Below are 18697 nucleotides of genomic sequence, written 5' to 3'. Positions count from 1 at the left end.
ACGGGTGGGGTCGAAACTACTTACCAGTTGCGGCGAAGCGTGGCGGATACCTCGCGGCCCGCGTTATAGAAATCCGCGTACAACCCGCCATAGGCCGAATATTTCATATCCGTCAGGTTGCTGACATGCACGGACAGCTGTGTCTGTTCATTCACCTGATAGGCATACGACGCATCCAGCATCACATGACCGCCCGTCGATGCGGTATTGGCGTCGTCATATTCGTAACCACCCACATAGCGCGCCCCCAGACCGAAGGTCATGTCGCCGCGGGTCTGGTTGCCATCGACCAGATAATGCATCCAGACGGACCCCGAATGTTCCGGAACCAGCGCCAGACTGTTGCCTTCGTTTCCGGCCGTACCGTTCCGGACGATCTGGCTGTCCATATAGGAATAGGCCGCGGTCAGCGTCATGTTGGGCGTCACTTCGGCCTTCGCCTCGAGGTCCAGACCGCGGACGCGAACCTCTCCGATGGTGGACTGCAGGTTGGTGGCGGGGTCGGTGCGGGTGATGTTATCTTTGGTCAGGTCATAGATCGCCGCGCTGAAGATGGCACGATTGGCCAAGGGGGCGTATTTGACGCCCAGCTCGTATTGCTCGCCGCGTTCGGGTTCCAGGCCCAGCTCGGCGGGGGCGACGGATTGGGCAAAGCTGCCATAGACCGAAACCTCATCCGTGGCCTTATAGGTCAGACCGATGCGCCCCGTGGTTTCGCTGATGTCGCTGCTGCCAATGACCCCCGACAGGTGGTTCGTTTCCGTGCTGTCCAGCCAGTCATGCCGCAACCCGACCGAAGCGATATATCTGCCGGAAAAGGTCAGGTCCTGCTGGGCATAGATCGCCCTGCCTCGCTGTCTGGTGAACGTATCTGTGATGGTCGGAACGCTGTCGGGCGCACCGGTATAGACGGGGTTCACCCAATCGATATCGGGGGCCGCGCCGAAGCCAAGCGTCTCGGACTGGCTTGATTTGCTGTATTCGATACCCAACAGGCTGCGGCTGTCCACATCCGCGAAATAGGTGTCATATTGCAGCCGCGCATCCACGATCAGCTGATGACCCTTGTTGTCGCTGGTAAAGAAGGCCCGATTGGCGATGGTGCCCACACCCGAATTCCCCGAGACATAGGCATAGCCGAAATCGCTGGCCGTATCGCTGTAGCGCAGGTTCGTACCGACGCTAAGGCCGCCGCCGAAATCATGGTCGAACATCACACTGGCCGTGGTGCGATCTGTGCCACGATAGTTGAAGTCAGGCTCTCCGAAAAACTCGCTCCGGTCGAAATCCGTGCCGATGGGGAAACCGCCGCTGCCCGGAACCGCGTCGCGGTCCAGAACATCGACGACAACGCTCAGCTTGGTGGCATCGGTCGGGCGCCACGTCAGGCCACCCATCAGGAATTTCTCATCATTGCGCGAAGCCTCGTATTCCGATTTGCCATCGCGGACCTTCGCCGTCAGGCGATAGGACAGAGTGTCATCCTTGGTCAGGTTGTCTCCGACATCCAAACCAGCCTCGGCGCGGTCGTTCGATCCGCCGGTGACATAGGCCTCGCCAAAGCGTTCGGTCTTGGGCAGCTTGGTGCTGTAATTCACCGAACCGCCGGGGTCGGACACGCCGAAGGCGGTCGAGTTCGCGCCCTTCAGAACCTCGACCCGGTCAAAGGCATAGGCCTCTTCGCGGACGCTGCCGAATGGGTTTCCAAGCGACAATCCGTCCCGATAGGCATTGGGATAGAAGCCGCGCACCTTGAAGTAATCAAAGCGGTCGTCCGCGCCATATTGGTCGGTGACGACCCCCGCCGTATACGAGAGGACCTCTTCGACGGTTTCCGCGCCGCGTTGCTTGATTTCGGCTTCGGTGATGACGGACACGGATGCGGCGCTGTCAAGGAAGGGGGTCTGTATCTTGCCGGCCCCCGCCGATTGCATCGCCACGATCGACCCCGGCTGATCGCCGTCGGCCCGCAGCACGATCGGCTCCAAGATGATGACACCGTCATCCGTCTGCTGCGCCCACGCGCCCGTGGCCGACACGGCAATGACCGAACTGCACCCCAGCAGTGCCGCAATCAGCATCCTGCCCTGCATGCCCGTGAAAGGGCCGCTTTTCGTCATGATCGACATGTTCAAGTTCCGCAAATCTGGTTTGTTGTTTGTGCTGGCTACCGGCCGGCGGCTGACTGCGCAGAGTCTGCACGCGCCCCAACGGGTCGCTGTGCAGACCTTCTAGACTTGGGCCAAGCAATCGTCTTGCTTATTCTTATCATTTTTGTCAGAAACTCTGCAACTGTCGCTAAAATGCGACGCAAACGGTTGCGCTATCGCATAATCGTAATCTTAAAGCATTTGGTTTCAACGGAGTATCGTCAGTGTTAGTTCAATTCCCTATTGGTGCGATGATCCTGGCCGCCATGACAATGCAGGCGATCCCGCTGCCCGCTGCCGCGCAGGATACCGGTTACCCGATGACCATCGACCATGCGCTTGGCACAACGACCATCCCCGCCAAACCGCAACGCATCGCCACCGTCGCATGGGCCAATCACGAGGTTCCTCTGGCCCTCGGTGTTATCCCTATCGGCTTTGCAGGTGCGGGGTTCGGTGACGATGACGACGACAGGATCCTGCCGTGGGTCAGCGCACGGCTGAAGGAATTGGGTGCCGACGCTCCGCCCCTGTTCGACGAAGGCGAGGGCATCGACTTCGAGGCCGTTGCCGCATCACGGCCCGATGTCATTCTGGCGGCCTACTCGGGGCTGAGCCAGTCCGACTATGACACGCTATCCATGATCGCCCCCGTGGTCGCCTATCCGCAATCGGCATGGACGACCGATTGGCGTGACATGATCCGTTTTGACAGCGCCGGCATGGGAATGGCCGCCCAAGGCGACGCCCTGATCGCCCGGACCGAGGCCCTGATCGACGACGCCACCGCCGCCCACCCCGAGATCGCGGGCAAGACGGCCATGTTCGTCACCCATCTAGACCCCACCGACCTTAGCGTCGTCAATTTCTATAATGGCAATGACGCGAGGGTGCAGTTCTTCGGCGACCTTGGGTTGACCTCACCCGAGAGCGTCGTCGAGGCGACCAAGCCGGGCCAGTTCTCGGGGTCGGTCAGCGCCGAACGGGTCGATATCTTCGACGATGTGGATATCATTGTGACCTACGGCGGGCAGGATATGCTGGACCTGATGAAGGCCGATCCCTTGCTATCGCGCATGCCTGCCGTCGCCAATGATGCGGTCGTGATGCTGGGCAGCGGCCCGCAAGCCGCCGCCGCGAACCCCACGCCGCTGGCGATCCCCTATCTGCTGCCGGACTATGTCGCGCGCTTGTCCGAAGCCGCGCTTAAATCGCAATGACGACTACGGCTGACATAACGGCAGCGCAGCGCGGGCGCGGGTTCTGGCTGGGCGCGGCCCTGCTGGTGCTGGCCCTGCTATGCGCCTTGTCCATCGCCATCGGCACCCGCAATGTCGGACTGGACGACATGCTGGCGGCCCTTCGCGGGCAAAGCCAGAATATCGCGCAGGCTGCCATTGCCGCCCGCATCCCCCGCACGGTGCTGGCCGTTCTGGCGGGGGCGGCGCTTGGGCTGGCGGGTGCGATCATGCAGGGCGTCACCCGCAATCCGCTGGCCGATCCGGGCATCCTGGGCGTGAACATGGGCGCATCACTGGCCGTCGTCATCGGCATCGCATGGTTCGGCATGTCCACACTTGGCGCCTATGTCTGGACGGCCATCCTTGGCGCGGGTGCAGCGGCGGTGCTGGTCTATGCCGTCGGATCACTGGGGCGTGGCGGCGCGACCCCCTTGAAGCTGGCCTTGGCGGGGGCCGCGACCTCGGTCGCGTTGTCATCGATGGTGATCGCCGTGGTCCTGCCGCGCAACGATATCGCGGGCGGCGTCCGTTCATGGCAGATCGGAGGCGTCGGCGGTGCCACCTTCGCAGGCATCACGCAGGTGCTGCCCTTTCTTATCGTGGGTTTCGCACTGGCCATCCCGACCGCTCGCCGTCTGAACCTGCTGGCACTGGGCGAGGATCTGGCCCGCGGGCTGGGTGAAAACACCGCAATATCACGGGCTTTGGCGGCGCTGTCGGCCATTCTGCTTTGCGGCGCGACGACGGCGATTTGCGGGCCGATCGGCTTCGTCGGGCTGGTCGTGCCGCATCTGTGCCGCATGCTGACCGGCGTGGATTACCGCTGGCTGCTGCCGATGTCGGCGCTGGTGGGCGCGGGCCTGCTGCTGGCGGCCGACACGCTTGGCCGCATCCTTGTTCGCCCGGCCGAGCTGCAGGTCGGCATCGTCACCGCCCTGATCGGTGCACCCTTCTTCATCTGGATCGTGCGCCGTCAGCGCATCCGGGGGCTGTGACCATGCAGGCGACCCATGATCAGTTGCGCCTGTCGCGCAGGCTCCGCATTGCCGGATACCGGAGGGTCGTCACCGCTCTTCTGGCCATATTGACCGCCCTTTTTGCGCTTTGCCTGATGCTGGGACAATCCTTCACCCCGCCACAGGATGTCCTGCGCGTCCTGCTGGGCGCGGATGTGCCCGGTGCATCCTTCACGGTCGGGCATCTGCGCCTGCCCCGCGCGGTGCTGGCGGTGCTGGCGGGCTTCAGCTTCGGTCTGGGCGGAGCGGCGTTTCAGGTGATGCTGCGCAATCCGCTGGCCAGCCCCGATATCATCGGCATCAATTCCGGTGCCAGCGCGGCGGCGGTCTTTGCCATCGTCGCGCTATCGCTTGACGGTCCCTGGGTGGCGGCCTGTGCGGTCATCGCGGGGCTGGGTGTCGCGGCGCTGATCTTTGGCCTGTCATTCAACAATGGCATATCGGGCGCGCGGCTGATCCTTGTCGGCATCGGCGTATCGTCGATGCTGGAAAGCGCCATCGCCTATCTGCTGACGCAAGCGCCGTCGTGGGATCTGCAACAGGCGATGCGCTGGCTGACCGGCAGCCTGAATGGCGCCACGCTGGATCAGGCCCTGTGGCTGGCGCTGGCGCTGGCGGTCTTCGGCACGATCCTGATCGGGCAGACGCGCAATCTGGGCATGCTGGGCCTTGGCGATGATACCGCGACAGCGCTCGGCACGGATGTGGCCCGCACGCGGCTGGTGGTGACAATGGCGGCGGTCGGGCTGATCGCGGTGGCCACCGCCGTCACCGGCCCCATCGCCTTCGTGGCCTTTCTGTCCGGCCCCATCGCCGTGCGGATCATCGGCACCCGCGGATCGGTGCTGATCCCTGCCGCGCTTGTCGGCGCGCTTCTGGTTCTGGCGGGCGATTACGCGGGCCAATTCCTGCTGCCCGGCAGATACCCCGTCGGCGTCGTCACCGGCGCGGTGGGCGCACCCTATCTGATTTTCCTGATCATCCGCGCCAACAAGACCGGAGCAAACTGATGACCCAGCATTTACTTTCGGCGCATGATCTTTCGGCGGGCTATGGCGACCGGCTGATTATGCAGGGGCTGGATCTGGCCATCCCGTCGGGGCAGATTACGGCGATTGTCGGGGCGAATGCCTGCGGAAAATCCACTCTGCTGCGCACCATGTCGCGGCTGCTGAAGCCCAGTGCCGGTCAGGTGCTGCTTGACGGTCGATCGGTCCATGCGATGCCTGCACGGCAATTGGCGCAGACCTTGGGCCTGCTGCCGCAAACCCCCATCGCCCCCGAGGGTATCACCGTCGCCGATCTGGTCGGGCGCGGTCGCCACCCCCATCACGGAATGCTGTCACGCTGGACCACCCGCGACGATCAGGCCGTCGCGCAGGCCTTGCAGGCGACCGGCACGCAGGATCTGGCCGACCGCGCGGTGGATGAATTATCGGGCGGACAGCGTCAGCGGGTCTGGATCGCGATGGCGCTGGCGCAGCAGACCGACCTGCTGCTGCTGGACGAGCCGACGACCTATCTGGATATCTGCCATCAGATCGAGGTTCTGGACCTGCTGGTCGATCTGAACCGCGCGCGCGGAACGACGGTGGTGATGGTGCTGCACGACCTGAACCTTGCGGCGCGCTATGCCGATCATCTGGTCGCCATGTGCAAGGGCGCGATCCACGCCACAGGCACCCCGGTTCAGGTGCTGACGCAGGATATGGTCAGGGCGGTCTTCGGTCTGGACAATATGGTCATATGCGACCCCGCTTCGGGCAGGCCACTGATGCTGCCTTTGGGGCGACACGGGCTGTCAGAGGCAGAGGCAGGAATTCGGACCGGTGGCTGAGCTTCGGCCATTGTCCAAGGGCTGATCCGTATGACGGCGATGCAAGTGGCTGTTGCTGGCGCGCCCAGTTCCTTATCGCCAGCCTAACGGCAAATGGCCCGCCATATGCAACGCGAGAGATTTCAAGGCGGACGCCGCCAAGGTCGTCGGCTAATGAAGCGCATGCATCTTGTGCCGATCCGGCCTGAAACCCCAGGACCAGCAAGATTTACGTTCACTTCCTGAAGGCCGGTCCATCACCTCTACCGATAGGCTTGCTATCCCCACATCAGCCACATCCACATGCGCCAAGGTCCTGCATCTGGTATTCATCATGGGCCGGCACAATCGCAAGGCGCTCAGCTGACAGCCCTTACACGCCATGGACATGGGTTTCTGTGTCGAGACACGGAAGGGCGCATTGACCAGATACCAACCGCCCAACATCTGTAACTCCGAACAAGGCTCGTAATTCTTCGGTACCAAACGCGACCATTTGCCAAGGCAAAAACAACCGTCGACAGCCGCGCGGTCGCTGGTCGGCAGGCGGGTGATCGAAGGGTCGTGGCGATCCCTGCTCTTGAGGAGCGCCGGTCCGAAGATATGTGTCGTCTGTCGAAGAGCATGCGGTCAGGATTTCGGCCATCGCGGCCCACGATCCGATATCACGGTCAAATTCCTTGCAGATGTCCGGAACATCCATGCAATTTTCAGATTGCAAAGCCGCCAAGCAGGCCTCCAATATTAGTTGACAAAATTACTTTGAAATCGCAGATACGGAGACAAAGGAAGGGGCCTCATGTCATTCATGTCCAGTCATCGCCGTGTGGGCACCATCCCGCGCGCATCGGGGGCGGCGGCTGCGGCGCTGAAGGCCCGCGCCAGTGCATGGGATGCACCCCTGACCGAAACGCCGGGCGTTCTCAGCCTGTTTGTCTGGGGATGCGAGCTGCGATTGACTGCCGAAACCGATGGTGCGCAGGTCGAATTGCTGGCTCCCGAGGCGCGGCTGATCGGTAATCTGCAAGACAGTGCAACCGAGATCTTTGTCGAAGCCGGGTTGGAGATCACATGGGACCATGTCGACGAAGGCGCTCTGGCCCCTGGTCTGTCGCTGATGCAGGTGTCCAGCATCAGCGCCATTAGCCCCAACTTCCTGCGGGTGCGTCTGAACGGTCCCGATGCGCCGCGCTTTGGTCAGGACAGCCTGCACTTCCGCCTGCTGCTGCCACCTGAAGGTCGTGCACCCGTCTGGCCGTTTGTCGGTCCGACCGGACGGACGATCTGGCCGACGGGGGATGATCAGTTGCATCGGCCCGTCTATACCGTGGCGGGGCAGGGGGGTGATTGGATCGATTTCGACATCTTCCGCCACGATGGCAGTCCGACATGCCAATGGGCCGAGACCGTCAAGCCCGGCACGCAGGTTGCCATCATCGGACCGGGCGGCGGATGGTGCCCAGAGGCGCAGGCTTTGACCTTGTTCGGGGATCAGACCGCACTGCCGGCGATCGCCCGTATACTTGATCTGGCGGATGTCGTCATCGATGGTCCCGTGCGCGCCTATGTCGATGCAGACATCGCGGATCTGGAACGCTTTGCAGGTGATCCCCGCATCACCCGTTGTCAGGATTTGCTGGAAAGGTTGGTTCTGATCGACCTGCCGCCCAAGGGCTTTGTCTGGTTCGCGGGTCGTTCGCCTTTGGCCCGCCAGGCACGCAAGCATCTTCTTGCACGCGGTATCGCCAAGCGGGACTTTCTGGCGGCTGCTTACTGGGACTGAGCGGCTCCGCTGGCTTGATCGCCGCCGATGGTATTTGTCTGCCGAATGCAAAGCTGTCCGGTTCTTCATATCGGCAGGACGGGTCGGATGGCTTCCTCTTTTGCCGGCATCGCAATATCCCAAGGTCGTGGTGTTCAACGCCACGCGCCGAGGAGGACGGCAAGATGAAGAACATGATGATCGGGGTCGATCTGGCAAAGGCAGTTTTTCAAGTTCATGCGCCCTTCGACAGGTAAAGATCCAGTTCCGCAAGACGCTGTGGCGGAAGCAATTCCCCGTGTTCATGACGCAGCAAGAGACCGGCATGGTAATCTTTTAGGCGTGCGGCGGCGCATATTTTTGAGCCCGTGAGATTGGAACTCTTGGGCTAGAAGTGAGGCTGATCGCACCGCACTACGCGCACCCCGTTGTGTCGCGGGAGAAAAATTGACGCGTTCAATGCAGCGGCGATCGTCATCGTGGTACGCCAGCCCGAGATGCGTTTCATGGAACCCAAAACAGTCGAATAGCGGTCATCCGTGCCTAGGAGCGCCTGGTGCATCACCGGACCGCAGATGTGAATGCGTTGCGGGCGCTGCTATACGAGCACGGCCAGCCGCAAATGGGCCGGTCGCGTCGATCCCGGCGCAGATGGCGCCGCTCTCACGCCCGACGGTTGTGGACCAAAGCCGGGAATTTACCGCCGACATAGGTGGTTGCGACAGCGAATGCCGGAGCGGCGATGCGTGACTGCCTACAGCCGCCCTACGATCGTATTGACTGGATAGCCACGTACCCTTTGGCAGCCGGGAGGCTGACAATAGCGGTGGAATGAGTTCATCTGCTCATCCAGCCCATATGGGAATCGTTGATGACCTGCGCATGATGCCATGAAGCTGTCCGGTACTTCATAACCACAGCGATGCACCTTCAATTCGCTGGTGATTCCGAGTTCATCCAGAGGTTTGGGGAACGACCCCCGAGCCACGGCGTTACCGATCGTGTCAAACTGCCGTTTGGCAGCAAGGGCAAGCATCTTCTGGAACAGCAAAACCGCCCATCGTGCCCGTCCCGGGGACGTATCGTCTTGCAGCCAAACCCGAAAACTGTCGGCCCAAAAAACAGACTGGACGCGGTGCAGGACGTTCAACATCGACACTTGGCCTTATCGTCGTGGATGGCCTGATCCGGTGCTTGCCGAGGCTGCACCGGAGCACTCTCCGCATCCCGTAATTGCCCCTCGTAAGGAGGCACGACATGTTCATCCGCTTCGGTTTCGAAATCGTCATCAACTCTCCGACGCCAGTTCCGCTTATCCTTGCACTCTCGCCGCACCCCTCGGTGGCCGGGCGTATTCTTGGTGCGAACAAGGTCCTGACGGAACCACAGATGCCAGTCGAAGAATTTGTCAACCCGTTCGGCAATCGCCGGGCACGGCTGGTACCGTCGGCAGGCCAGTCGCGGCTATGGTCCGACGATGTGATCCAGATCGACGGGCAGCCCGATGTCTTCAATTGGGACGCACGCCAGCATGAGATCGCGCATCTTCCGCCCGAAACGCTCCCGTTCCTGACGGCCAGCCGATACTGCGAATCCGATGTTCTGATGCAGCAGGCCTGGGATCTTTTCGGAACGACACGGCCTGGCTGGGCGCGGGTGCAGGAGATCTGCAATTTCGTCCACAATCATCTGACCTTCGGATACAAATTCGGCCGTCCTACGAAAACTGCGGTTCAGGCGATGACCGAAGCGACGGGCGTTTGCAGGGATTTCGCACATCTGGCGATCGCGCTGTGCCGCGCCATGAACATCCCGGCGCGCTATGCCAGCGGCTATCTGGGGGATATCGGCGTTCCGCCATCGGGACCCGGCGATTTCTGCGCCTGGTTCGAGGTCTATCTTGAGGATCGCTGGTACACATTCGATGCCCGGTACAACACCCCGCGGATCGGCCGTATCCTGATGGTGCGTGGTCGCGACGCGGCGGATGGCGCCATGGTCACCTCCTTCGGGAACTACACGCTGGAAACGCTCAGGGTGTGGACGGATGAACTTGCCGATGATGTCACCGAGGCCGCCGTTCTGGCTCAACTGGGCCAGCTTCCCGAGGCGCCGGCCCTGACCTTGGCCATGGCCGGCACGTCGTGAACCGGAACATGAAGCTGTCCGTGAAGGGTTGGTCACCACGCAGAAAAGACGTGATGTCGGCAATACCATCGTCACAATGTCCGCCCTGAATGATTTTCATATCTATCTTCCGGGAAAGGTCTAATGTGGCGAGTCCGTCGAACATTCGACGGCTTTACAGGAGCCGACCATGGCCAAGGGCATGAACAAGCGTAAACGCGACGAGAAAAAGCCCAAGAAGGAAAAGCCCAAGACAACCGCCGCTGCACCCAGCACGAAAGATGTTGTGTCCAACGCGGTCGCACGGGCCGGAAAATGAGTCACCCCACCGAGGCGCATGGTTCCGGCGATGCCTCCCTGACCGAGGATGCCCGCGATGCGAGGTCGATCGTCGTGACTTGCATAGCGCTTGGGATGACGATCGGTCAGGCGACAAGCTTTGCCGTGCGCAGTATCGAGAGCAGGCGCAAGCTGAGGCTGTGACCTGGTCGGCGGCTGGCTTGTCCAGGCTGGCCGCTCATCACATACGCCTCTTGCGACTTATGAAAGTTCCATGCAGCGCGGATGCCAAGGCTGCACGGCGCCATTCCGGACCATCCACGGATTGGCGATGCGAGCATTTGCCTTGGGCCGAAAGCGTGGTTGATCGCCTGCTACCGCGAGAAACAAGACACGCGCGGCACGCGTTTTTTAGCACATCGAAAGCAGACGAGATCCGGATAAAGGAACCGAAGTTCCATCCACCACCTTCGGCAGGACCGGCACGGCTCTGCATCCCCCGCAGATTTCGTCAAAGACACAGCGACATTCGGCACCACGGAAGATCGATAGCTTCCGACGACCGGGCTGAATGCGCCCACCTCCTGCCACCAGCGATGCCACGACATTGCGGCGATTTAATGCGGGCTGGTCAGCCGCAGCGTCGCCGCTGCGACCGATTGGGATGGACAGAAGATCGGATCAGATCTTCACATAGTTCCGCCAAGGGTGCGCTTCCTGAAACCCCAGCATCTCACGGATCTTGCGATTGGAGATGGGGGCCTCATCCTGACCCATGGGCCGGTTGATCGGCGTATCTGGGGCATATTTCGCCAAAAACTCTGCTGTCGGCATCGTGGCGGTGATGGTGTCGTTCACCGCGTTGAACACCTGATAGCCAAGCCCGTCCTTCTGCAGACACAGATGCACGATCTGGCCCAGATCGCGGGCGTCGATATAGCTCCAGGCGTTGCGCTTGCGGCTCATCGGGTTGGCCAGATACTGGGGGAAGTTCGCGTATTCATGCGGCTCGATGACGTTGCCGATCCGCAAGGCATAGACATCGGCGCCATAGCGCATCGCGAAGGCACGGCCGGTCTTTTCGTTGACCACCTTGGACAGGCCATAGCTGTCCATCGGATCGCTGTCGTAATCCTCTTCCAGCGGGAAGGCGTGGTAATCCTTGTCGCCTTCGGCAAAGCAGACGCCATAGGTGGTTTCCGAACTTGCAAAAATCACCTTGCGCACGCCCAGCTTCATCGCCGCTTCCAGCACATTGTAGGTGCCGATGGTGTTCTGCATGAACGTCGTGTTGTCGGGGTGGATCATCACCCGAGGCACGGCGGCGAAATGCACGATGGCGTCCGGCGCCTTGGGCGGTGTGCCCTTGTCGAAGCCGTCAAAGCCGAAATGGGTGGTGAAGGCGTTGAAGACCTGACCACTGTCGGTGATGTCGGCGATCAGCGTGTTCACCCCGGGAAGGTCCAGTGGCTTCAGATCGATGTTCAGGATCTGGTAGCCTTTGTCCAGCAGATGGGGCACGGCATGACGGCCGGCCTTGCCTGTTCCGCCTGTAAAGATGATGCGTTTTGTCATTTGTCCCTCGGTGTTGATGTCCCCCGGGATGGGGTTGCTTCATGCGTTCGGGCTGGCATCAGCGGCGGGTACGCGCCCCGGCAACCGATGTGTTGGCTTGCCCTCAGGTGGGTCGGAGGATGTCTTTCTCGACCGCGTTCAGGAAATTGTCGATCTCGCGGGTGCGACGTTCGAAAAGCGAGATTTCGGCGTTCAGGCCCAGCTGCCAAGCGACGTCCACCCGCGCGGGCGCATCGTCAAGGTCACGCAGTCGGGCCGCCATGTCGTCGAGGTCACGCCGATCGCGGGCCAGACCCTGATCGATGATATCTTCCGCCTGATGAAGCGTCGAGGCGGCAATCTCGCTCAACGACAGTTCGGGGTGATACTGGACGCCCCAGAAGATGCCCCTTCCGTGACGGATCTCGGCGGCTTCGATCGGCGTGTCGGGGTTTGCGGCCAGATTGGTCCCTCCGGCGGGCAGACGGGTCACGACGCTGGAATGCATGGCGGGCGCCGTCCATGTGGCGGGCCTGCCGTCCAGCATCGGATGCCGGACGCCCGCTTCGGTGCGGGTGATGTCGCGGGCAAAGCTGACCTCTGCACCGGGGCGGCGCGGCCCGGTTTCGCCTCCTGCGGCCACCGCGGCGATCTGCAGACCGGCACAGGATCCGAAGGCGGGCACTCCGGCGTCGAACACCTGCGACATGAACCGTGCTGCAGCGCGGGCCTCGGCGCTGTCCTTGTGCATCTGGATGGGAGAGCCGGCAAAGATGATGCCGCCGAGGTGTTCTGGATCAGGGATGTCACCCGCCTCGAAGCAGGAGGCCGTCTCCAGCGCGATCCCGGGACGCAGGCGGCGCAGGGCGGCGGCATAACTCTCATGCGAGGCCTGACCGGCATAGCTGCGGCGCTCGTTCTGCTGCGAAACCGTCTCGCTTGAGACGACAAGAATGATCGGGGACAATGGCAGGCCTTTCGTGACACGCGCGAAGACCAACAACGCCGTGCGGGGCATTGCGTTCACAGATGCGGCCATTGGCCACGCAGGTGAAGCTGTTTTCGTCTGCAAAACGAACGGCATGGGCAACGATGGGAAGGCGCAATCCTGACCCAAGGCGGTGGGATCGGGTTCTGAATTGGTGGCTGGTACCCTGGAAACCTGACGGCTGAATTGACCCGCACTGGCTCGGCCGGAAGCGCCTTAAACCGACAGGGTGTGGATCAAGGCGCGGGGGCGGCCGGCCTCTTCCCAAAGGTAGGCCAGCGTGATCGGCAGGCGAAAGCGGCGAGGGCCGGCCGCGCCGGGGTTCAGCCAAAGGGTGCTGCCGCTGTCCTCGATGCCCGGCTTGTGGGAATGGCCCGAGATCACGACGTCCCAGCCTTCGGCATCCGGATCGGCGCGCAAGGTCTTGCGGTCATGGATCATGTGGACCCGCAGGCCGCCGATGGTCAGGGTCACGGCTTCGGGCAGCGCTTCGGCCCAGTCACCGCGGTCGATGTTGCCGCGGATGGCCGTCACCGGGGCGATGCGCGCCAGCGTTTCAAGATGCGTAGGATCCGCGATATCACCCGCATGCAGGATGCGGTTCACGCCATCGAGCGCCGCCAAAGCCTCGGGTCGAAGCAAGCCATGCGTGTCCGAGATGACGCCGATGCATTGATCGGAAGATGGCTGGGGCAAGGGCAGGGGGCACCTCCTGTCGGTGATCGAATGGCTGCGCGGTCAGCCCGGCAAGGTGACAATGATGGCGCCGCGGCGGGTTGCGACAACGGTATGTTCGTATTGCACGACGGATGCGGCTGGCCGGCTATGGAGGGTCCAATCGTCATCTGCCCCTTGGATCGCCCATTGTCCACCCCGCGACAAGAACGGCTCGACCGTCAGCACCAGGCCGTCGTGAATCCGGCGCCTGTCGCCTTTGGTGGGCCATGTCGGAACCTCTTCGGGGGCCTCGTGCAGGGCCCTGCCCACGCCATGACTGGCCAGGTTCCGGATCAGCGTATAGCCGCGCTTGGACGCGAAAGCGCCGATGGCATTACCGATCCCGGCCAGCGGCTTGTCGTGGCCCACCTGAGCGATGCCGATCCGCATCGCGCGCTTTCCGTCGCGGCAGAGCCGGTCAAGGGTCGGCGGCACCGACCCAAGGCAAAAGCTGGCTCCGGTATCGGCAAAATAGCCGTTCAGAGAGGCCGAGACATCGATGTTGACCAGATCACCCGCAACAAGCCTGCGATCGCCGGGGATGCCATGGGCGATCTCTTCGTTCACGCTGATGCAGGTCGCGCCGGGGAAGTCGTAAGTGGCCTTGGGGGCTGACAGCGCGCCCTCCCGCTCAAGCAGGTCCTGACCGATGCCGTCAAGCTCACGGGTGGTCATGCCGGGCTCCATGGCCGCAGCCATCCTGTGCATGGTGTTCGCAACGATCCGGCCGATCCTCCTCAGGCCATCCAGTTCGTCCTGATGCGTGATCGTCATCGTATCATGTCCCGGAATTGGAAATAGCCAGAGAGGCTGACATCGCAGCTGCGCCATTATTCGCAGATCAGGCGACGCCTGGTCAACGATGCTGCGTCCTCCGCCTGGGGAAAACTGCACCGTTGTCCCGATCATGCACTGATTGGCCAGTTTGCAGCAGGCTATCTGCTTCGGGGCACAAGCGCATCGAACATGGAAGGTCCGGTAAAAATGTCGTTCAAGCAGATGGGTCGTTTCGGCACCGTTCCGCGTTGCCGAGGGCAGGGTGACCGTGCGGCCATGTCCGCTGCCGGCCATCCCGAACCGAGGAGAGTACAGATGCCGAGATTTGTCATAGCCATGGGCGCAGCGCCCCATATGAAGCTGTCGCACCACGGCCGAGAGTTCAGCGCGACAGATGCCCCCATGACTTTCGACACCCATGATGCCGCCTACGACTATCTCGTTCGACACACCGAAGATGGGCCGCTGGAAGGTGTCCGCGGTGAAATCATCGAGGATCTGTCACTGTAGCCTGCCGCGGGTTCATGCCCGGTTGCCTATCGGTTGAAGGTATCGACGGGCACCAAGCACATTCAGCGCTCCGTAAACTTCGAACGGTGGTCTGAACCACACCGCGGTTGCCGGTGGGTGATGACGATCAGTTGCGCAACCACCTATGCGGGTTGCAAAGATGCGTAGAATTTTGCCTTTGCGTCCGCCGGAGGGACGTTCCAAAGCCGCTCGGGCAGGCGGCGGTCGTTCGAACAATCCGCCCGGTTCAGCCTGGCGTATTCGACAGCCTCGAAAGTTGCGCCGCGGTCCTCGACGATGAATGACCTCGGCCTTGATAAGACCGTTGATGGTCCTCGCCAGAACATTGTCACAGCTGTCGCTGACGATTGCCGACGGAGGGCTTGATGCCCGCATGCCCGCCTTTCCTTGTAATTGTTCGACATGTATTGCGACCCGCGGTCGGAATGATGAACCAGCCTCGCCCTCTTAGCTTTGCGGCGATCATGGGACGTCTGCTCTAGGACGTTGACAAGGAAGCCTGCGCGCGCTGTTTGGCTTGCCCGCCAGCCTACGCCCCCGCTTTACATCTTTGATAGTGCGGTAGCCGTTGAGTGGACTTAACGCCGTCGCGCAATCGGTCTAGCAACCGGGATGTATTCGTCAGCTTCACCAGGACAGGTGAGCGAACCTGACGCGCAGGTTTCGTCAGGCCGCGACGGCCATGATCAACCGGGGCCCAGGGCCATGACCCAGAAGGTAGGGTGCTCGCGCTGCTGAACCCCGGGGCCGGAAGAGAGCCATGGTCGCATCAGTACGCCGGATCGCGGTTGTGACGCATCGTATGTGGGCCGACGGCATGGCATCTCGGATGGAGCTCACGCCCTCGATCTGATCCGGAATCCGTCAGGCATGCCTGTGAGATAACCAGATCGGAATTGCACCGAACCAGCATCATGTCGGCGGTCAGGCGCTGATCACGGGAACAAGCATGTGCTCAGATGACCTAATGGCAGGGTGGCGCGAAGATCAGGCAAAGAGGTCGAACGACGCCGATGTGCTGCATCGGTTGAACAGACCCCTGGCAGCGCTGTTTTTTGATCTGTTGATAGTCGTTTAATGGATGGCGATCGCGTTCTGGTGGTCATTCGCGTTGTTCTGATATTTCGGCTTTTCCGATACCGGAGTGGTTTAGCGCGATCATGGCGGCGGTGTTGCTGGCGGCCGCCATCATCAGCGGGCCGGTGCCCTTGGCGTCATCGGCGACCACCGGCTCGGTCAGGTAATAGGCGGGGGTGCCGTCACGATAGACACCCGAAAACCCGCCCAAGCCCGCCACAAGGCAGATGCCGCCAAAGCCCGCGCCAGCGCCGTCATGGTGCAGGCGCGATGCCAGGAACCCCATCGCGCGATCCGCCGCATCCCCTGCGCCGGGCAGATCGCCCATCGCGTTCAGCGCATAGGCGAACATCGCCGAGGCCGAGCTTTCGGTGTAGTTCCCCGGCAGCTCCGGCTGGTCGATCACCTGCAGCCAGCCGCCGTCGGGGCGCTGAAGGCCAATGATGCGGGTCAGCAGCGCGCGGGTGGGGGCCAGAAGCCCGGATGCCGCAAAGCTTGCAGGGCCGATCAGACGGGCCGTATCGACCAGCGCCATCGCCTGCCAGCCGATGGCCCGCGCCCATGCGGCGGGGGACTGCCCGGTGACGGGGTCCGCCCAATCCTGCGCCCCCGAGGTGTCACAGCCATGCGCGTAGAGCCCGTCGGGCCGCGCCGTCATCGCCAGGGCATCACGCAGCTGCGACAGCGCATCCTGCACCAGACGCTGGTCGCCCTGATGCAGCCCCAGCTGGATCTGGAAGGGCAGCCCCATGTACAGCCCGTCCAGCCAGACCTGATGCGGATAGATCCGCTTGTGCCAATAGCTGCCGCCCGCCGTGCGGGGATGATCGGCAAGCTGATCGCCCAAGCGCCGCGCCGCCCGCATCCAGCGCGGATCCCCCGTCCAGCGGTCCAGCGCGAACAGCACCCGCCCCGCAAGGATGTTGTCGATGTTGTAATCGGTCGGGTCATAGCCCGCCATCTGGCCCTCGGCATCGACCTGCGCCAGCGCCAGCCGCAGCAGGTGGTCGCGCCAGCGGTCCTCGTCGGTTGCCTCGAACAGCAGTTCCAGCCCGCGATAGATGCAGCCGTCCTCATAGCACCAAGCGCCGCCCTTGTAGGGGCGGTAACGGGTGGCATAGGCGTCGAAATATCTCAGCATGGGGCGAAATCCTTGGCGGTCAGGGGGCCGTGGGGCATGTCGGACGGGGCGTCGATGGCGCAATGCTCGGCCATGATGAAGGCGCCGCTGACGGGCATGACGCCATCGGCCATCAGCGGAGGGGCGGGCAGCGCGGGGGCGAAGCTGGCCGTGATGTCGCGCAGGGTGACGCCCTGCACCGGCGCCTCGGGCAGGCCGAGGCAGGCGGCGACTGCCAGGCGCACCCCTTCGGCATGCAGGCGCGTCAGGGTGATGTCGCGGATCTGCGGGGTCAGCGGCGTCACGGGCAGGGGGGCACGGGACTGGACCTGCGGATCATGGCCGTCGTGGTCGCAGAAGTAATGCGCATTGATCGCCAGCACCGTATCGACATCGGTCATATGGCAATCGGCAAGGGTGATGCGCGCCACCTCTCCGCCCCGCCCGCGGCGAGTCTTGATGCGCAGGCCGCGGTCGGTTTGCGCCATCCGGCAATGGCTGACGTGGACATCGGTGACGCCACCCGACATCTCGGATCCGATGACGACGCCGCCGTGGCCCCGCTCCATCAGGCAGTGGCGGATGGCGATGTTGCGGGTGGGGGCAAGGTGGTCGCCATTGCCGTCGTCGCCCCGCTTGCCCGCCTTGATGGCGATGCAGTCGTCGCCGGTGGAAAAGCGCAGCCCCTCGATGGTGACGTCCTGACAGCTTTCGGGGTTCAGCCCGTCGGTATTGGGGCTGTCGGGCGGGTTTTCGACCGTCATGGCCGCGAAGGTCAGGTCGCGCGACCGGAAGGGGTGGATGGTCCAGCTGGGCGAATTGGCGACGGTGGGCCCAAGGACGGTGACGTTCCGACAGCCGACCAGATGCAGCAGCCTTGCGCGGCGTGCCCCGTTGCGGGTGTCCTTGGGCCAGCTCCACCAGTCGCCGCGCGACCCGCCGCCGTCGATGCGGCCCGGTCCGGTGATGGTGATGTCGCGGGCGTCCAGCGCGGTCAGGATCGCGCGATGGCAGATGTCGGGCAGACCCTCCCAGCTGCCGCCTTGGGCGGGGTCAAGCAGCGGCCAGCCGTCGCGATGGTCGGGGGCGGCCAGCTCGGCCCCCTCGGCCAGATACAGATGGCGGCGCGACGGGATCAGCAGCGGCGCCACCTGCCAGCGCCCCGCAGGCACGATCAGCGTGCCGCCATCGGGCAGCGCGTCCAGCATCGCTTGGGCGTGGGCTGGGTCGCGCAGCGTGACCGCACCCGCGCAGGGTGGGGTGGTCAGCATCAGGGACACTAAACCCTGAACCGCGATGCGCAGGGGGGTGCCGGGGGGCAGGTCGTGGAAGGGCGTCACCACGCGGTCGGTCGTGCCGCGCCGGTCCAGATCCGGTCCGGTCAGATGCCACTCCAGCGGTCGGGGCAGGTGATACAGCCCCCCCGGCACCGACAGGCGCAGGGCGACCGAGCGCGGCGTCGCCGCCACGAGGTGCAATGTCATCGGAGGCTCCTTGCGGGGTCCGGCGGCGCGCGGCCGCCGGATCGTTCGGGTGACGGGG

Annotated in this window: 19 protein-coding genes and 1 pseudogene; 11 read left to right on the top strand and 9 right to left on the bottom strand. The window is 62.9% G+C overall.

Annotated features, from left to right (window positions below; all coding sequences use genetic code 11):
• Nucleotides 1-20 precede the first annotated feature (20 nt).
• Nucleotides 21-2120, bottom strand: coding sequence for a TonB-dependent siderophore receptor (locus SJY40_RS16755; protein WP_378949437.1), 2100 nt, complete (start codon nucleotides 2118-2120; stop codon nucleotides 21-23).
• 302 nt (nucleotides 2121-2422) lie between these two features.
• Here SJY40_RS16755 and SJY40_RS16750 point away from each other — a divergent pair, with 302 nt between their 5' ends.
• From SJY40_RS16750 to SJY40_RS16725, 6 genes are all read left to right on the top strand, one after another.
• Entirely contained in the window at nucleotides 2423-3370 is a 948-nt protein-coding gene (locus SJY40_RS16750) for an ABC transporter substrate-binding protein (protein ID WP_378949628.1), read from the top strand.
• On the top strand, nucleotides 3367-4386 hold the full coding sequence (locus SJY40_RS16745) for a FecCD family ABC transporter permease (protein ID WP_378949434.1): 1020 nt from the start codon (nucleotides 3367-3369) through the stop codon (nucleotides 4384-4386). Before SJY40_RS16750 ends, SJY40_RS16745 begins: the two co-directional genes overlap by 4 nt.
• 2 nt (nucleotides 4387-4388) lie before the next feature.
• Entirely contained in the window at nucleotides 4389-5417 is a 1029-nt protein-coding gene (locus tag SJY40_RS16740; protein ID WP_378949431.1) for a FecCD family ABC transporter permease, read from the top strand.
• Entirely contained in the window at nucleotides 5417-6244 is an 828-nt protein-coding gene (locus SJY40_RS16735; protein WP_378949428.1) for an ABC transporter ATP-binding protein, read from the top strand. The genes SJY40_RS16740 and SJY40_RS16735 overlap by 1 nt, the downstream gene beginning before the upstream one ends.
• Before the next feature lie 787 nt (nucleotides 6245-7031).
• Nucleotides 7032-8006 (top strand): siderophore-interacting protein, encoded by a 975-nt coding sequence (locus tag SJY40_RS16730; RefSeq protein WP_378949425.1) that lies wholly within the window; start codon nucleotides 7032-7034, stop codon nucleotides 8004-8006.
• A gap of 14 nt (nucleotides 8007-8020) precedes the next feature.
• Nucleotides 8021-8242, top strand: coding sequence for a hypothetical protein (locus SJY40_RS16725; protein ID WP_378949422.1), 222 nt, complete (start codon nucleotides 8021-8023; stop codon nucleotides 8240-8242).
• Between the two features lie 497 nt (nucleotides 8243-8739).
• Here the strand turns inward: SJY40_RS16725 and SJY40_RS16720 are convergent, their stop codons facing one another.
• Nucleotides 8740-9138 (bottom strand): hypothetical protein, encoded by a 399-nt coding sequence (locus SJY40_RS16720; protein ID WP_378949419.1) that lies wholly within the window; start codon nucleotides 9136-9138, stop codon nucleotides 8740-8742.
• 104 nt (nucleotides 9139-9242) lie between these two features.
• Between SJY40_RS16720 and SJY40_RS16715 the strand changes: the two genes are divergently transcribed.
• The 3 genes from SJY40_RS16715 to SJY40_RS16705 all read left to right on the top strand — a co-directional run bounded on the left by SJY40_RS16715 (nucleotide 9243) and on the right by SJY40_RS16705 (nucleotide 10595).
• Nucleotides 9243-10133, top strand: a complete 891-nt coding sequence (locus tag SJY40_RS16715; RefSeq protein ID WP_378949416.1) for a transglutaminase family protein — start codon at nucleotides 9243-9245, stop codon at nucleotides 10131-10133.
• A 169-nt stretch (nucleotides 10134-10302) separates the two neighbouring features.
• On the top strand, nucleotides 10303-10431 hold the full coding sequence (locus SJY40_RS16710) for a hypothetical protein (protein ID WP_378949413.1): 129 nt from the start codon (nucleotides 10303-10305) through the stop codon (nucleotides 10429-10431).
• The gene (locus SJY40_RS16705) at nucleotides 10428-10595 is read left to right on the top strand and encodes a hypothetical protein (protein WP_378949410.1); all 168 of its coding nucleotides are present in this window, start codon (nucleotides 10428-10430) and stop codon (nucleotides 10593-10595) included. The genes SJY40_RS16710 and SJY40_RS16705 overlap by 4 nt, the downstream gene beginning before the upstream one ends.
• Before the next feature lie 477 nt (nucleotides 10596-11072).
• Here SJY40_RS16705 and SJY40_RS16700 read toward each other — a convergent pair whose 3' ends face one another.
• Together SJY40_RS16700 and SJY40_RS16695 are read right to left on the bottom strand one after the other, a co-directional pair.
• Entirely contained in the window at nucleotides 11073-11966 is an 894-nt protein-coding gene (locus tag SJY40_RS16700; protein ID WP_378949407.1) for an NAD-dependent epimerase/dehydratase family protein, read from the bottom strand.
• A 103-nt stretch (nucleotides 11967-12069) separates the two neighbouring features.
• On the bottom strand, nucleotides 12070-12912 hold the full coding sequence (locus tag SJY40_RS16695; RefSeq protein WP_378949404.1) for a type 1 glutamine amidotransferase: 843 nt from the start codon (nucleotides 12910-12912) through the stop codon (nucleotides 12070-12072).
• A 13-nt stretch (nucleotides 12913-12925) separates the two neighbouring features.
• On the opposite strand from SJY40_RS16695, the gene SJY40_RS16690 reads away from it, so the two are divergent.
• Nucleotides 12926-13057, top strand: a complete 132-nt coding sequence (locus SJY40_RS16690) for a hypothetical protein (RefSeq protein WP_378949401.1) — start codon at nucleotides 12926-12928, stop codon at nucleotides 13055-13057.
• 92 nt (nucleotides 13058-13149) lie between these two features.
• On the opposite strand, the gene SJY40_RS16685 is transcribed toward SJY40_RS16690, so the two are convergent.
• Both SJY40_RS16685 and map read right to left on the bottom strand, forming a co-directional pair.
• The gene (locus SJY40_RS16685; protein WP_378949399.1) at nucleotides 13150-13629 is read right to left on the bottom strand and encodes a metallophosphoesterase family protein; all 480 of its coding nucleotides are present in this window, start codon (nucleotides 13627-13629) and stop codon (nucleotides 13150-13152) included.
• Nucleotides 13630-13671: 42 nt separating this feature from the next.
• Complete coding sequence (gene map / locus SJY40_RS16680; RefSeq protein WP_378949396.1) at nucleotides 13672-14424, bottom strand: type I methionyl aminopeptidase; 753 nt, start codon at nucleotides 14422-14424, stop codon at nucleotides 13672-13674.
• 210 nt (nucleotides 14425-14634) lie between these two features.
• Between map and SJY40_RS16675 the strand changes: the two genes are divergently transcribed.
• Nucleotides 14635-14937, top strand: coding sequence for a hypothetical protein (locus tag SJY40_RS16675; RefSeq protein WP_378949393.1), 303 nt, complete (start codon nucleotides 14635-14637; stop codon nucleotides 14935-14937).
• 143 nt (nucleotides 14938-15080) lie between these two features.
• Here the strand turns inward: SJY40_RS16675 and SJY40_RS16670 are convergent.
• From SJY40_RS16670 to SJY40_RS16660, 3 genes and pseudogenes are all read right to left on the bottom strand, one after another.
• Nucleotides 15081-15491, bottom strand: a pseudogene (locus SJY40_RS16670) (IS3 family transposase); the annotation flags it as partial.
• A gap of 569 nt (nucleotides 15492-16060) precedes the next feature.
• On the bottom strand, nucleotides 16061-17176 hold the full coding sequence (locus tag SJY40_RS16665; protein WP_378949390.1) for a glycoside hydrolase family 105 protein: 1116 nt from the start codon (nucleotides 17174-17176) through the stop codon (nucleotides 16061-16063).
• Nucleotides 17170-18639 carry a glycoside hydrolase family 28 protein gene (locus SJY40_RS16660; RefSeq protein WP_378949387.1) on the bottom strand — a complete coding sequence of 490 codons (1470 nt, stop codon included), beginning with the start codon at nucleotides 18637-18639 and terminating at the stop codon, nucleotides 17170-17172. The genes SJY40_RS16665 and SJY40_RS16660 overlap by 7 nt, the downstream gene beginning before the upstream one ends.
• Between the last annotated feature and the right edge of the window lie 58 nt (nucleotides 18640-18697).

The sequence above is a fragment of the Paracoccus sp. R86501 genome (assembly GCF_042466435.1).
GTDB lineage: Bacteria > Pseudomonadota > Alphaproteobacteria > Rhodobacterales > Rhodobacteraceae > Paracoccus.
The sequence above is the reverse complement of the archived record's forward strand: the minus strand, read 5'-3'. Positions and strand labels throughout refer to the sequence as shown.

Excerpts from the sequence above, each read along its gene's own strand:
- SJY40_RS16755 (WP_378949437.1), bottom strand. The coding sequence starts at position 2,120 with ATGACGAAAAGCGGCCCTTTCACGGGCATGCAGGGCAGGATGCTGATT.
- SJY40_RS16750 (WP_378949628.1), top strand. The coding sequence starts at position 2,423 with ATGCAGGCGATCCCGCTGCCCGCTGCCGCGCAGGATACCGGTTACCCG.
- SJY40_RS16745 (WP_378949434.1), top strand. The coding sequence starts at position 3,367 with ATGACGACTACGGCTGACATAACGGCAGCGCAGCGCGGGCGCGGGTTC.
- SJY40_RS16740 (WP_378949431.1), top strand. The coding sequence starts at position 4,389 with ATGCAGGCGACCCATGATCAGTTGCGCCTGTCGCGCAGGCTCCGCATT.
- SJY40_RS16735 (WP_378949428.1), top strand. The coding sequence starts at position 5,417 with ATGACCCAGCATTTACTTTCGGCGCATGATCTTTCGGCGGGCTATGGC.
- SJY40_RS16730 (WP_378949425.1), top strand. The coding sequence starts at position 7,032 with ATGTCCAGTCATCGCCGTGTGGGCACCATCCCGCGCGCATCGGGGGCG.
- SJY40_RS16720 (WP_378949419.1), bottom strand. The coding sequence starts at position 9,138 with ATGTTGAACGTCCTGCACCGCGTCCAGTCTGTTTTTTGGGCCGACAGT.
- SJY40_RS16715 (WP_378949416.1), top strand. The coding sequence starts at position 9,243 with ATGTTCATCCGCTTCGGTTTCGAAATCGTCATCAACTCTCCGACGCCA.
- SJY40_RS16710 (WP_378949413.1), top strand. The coding sequence starts at position 10,303 with ATGGCCAAGGGCATGAACAAGCGTAAACGCGACGAGAAAAAGCCCAAG.
- SJY40_RS16705 (WP_378949410.1), top strand. The coding sequence starts at position 10,428 with ATGAGTCACCCCACCGAGGCGCATGGTTCCGGCGATGCCTCCCTGACC.
- SJY40_RS16700 (WP_378949407.1), bottom strand. The coding sequence starts at position 11,966 with ATGACAAAACGCATCATCTTTACAGGCGGAACAGGCAAGGCCGGCCGT.
- map (WP_378949396.1), bottom strand. The coding sequence starts at position 14,424 with ATGACGATCACGCATCAGGACGAACTGGATGGCCTGAGGAGGATCGGC.
- SJY40_RS16675 (WP_378949393.1), top strand. The coding sequence starts at position 14,635 with ATGTCGTTCAAGCAGATGGGTCGTTTCGGCACCGTTCCGCGTTGCCGA.
- SJY40_RS16665 (WP_378949390.1), bottom strand. The coding sequence starts at position 17,176 with ATGCTGAGATATTTCGACGCCTATGCCACCCGTTACCGCCCCTACAAG.
- SJY40_RS16660 (WP_378949387.1), bottom strand. The coding sequence starts at position 18,639 with ATGACATTGCACCTCGTGGCGGCGACGCCGCGCTCGGTCGCCCTGCGC.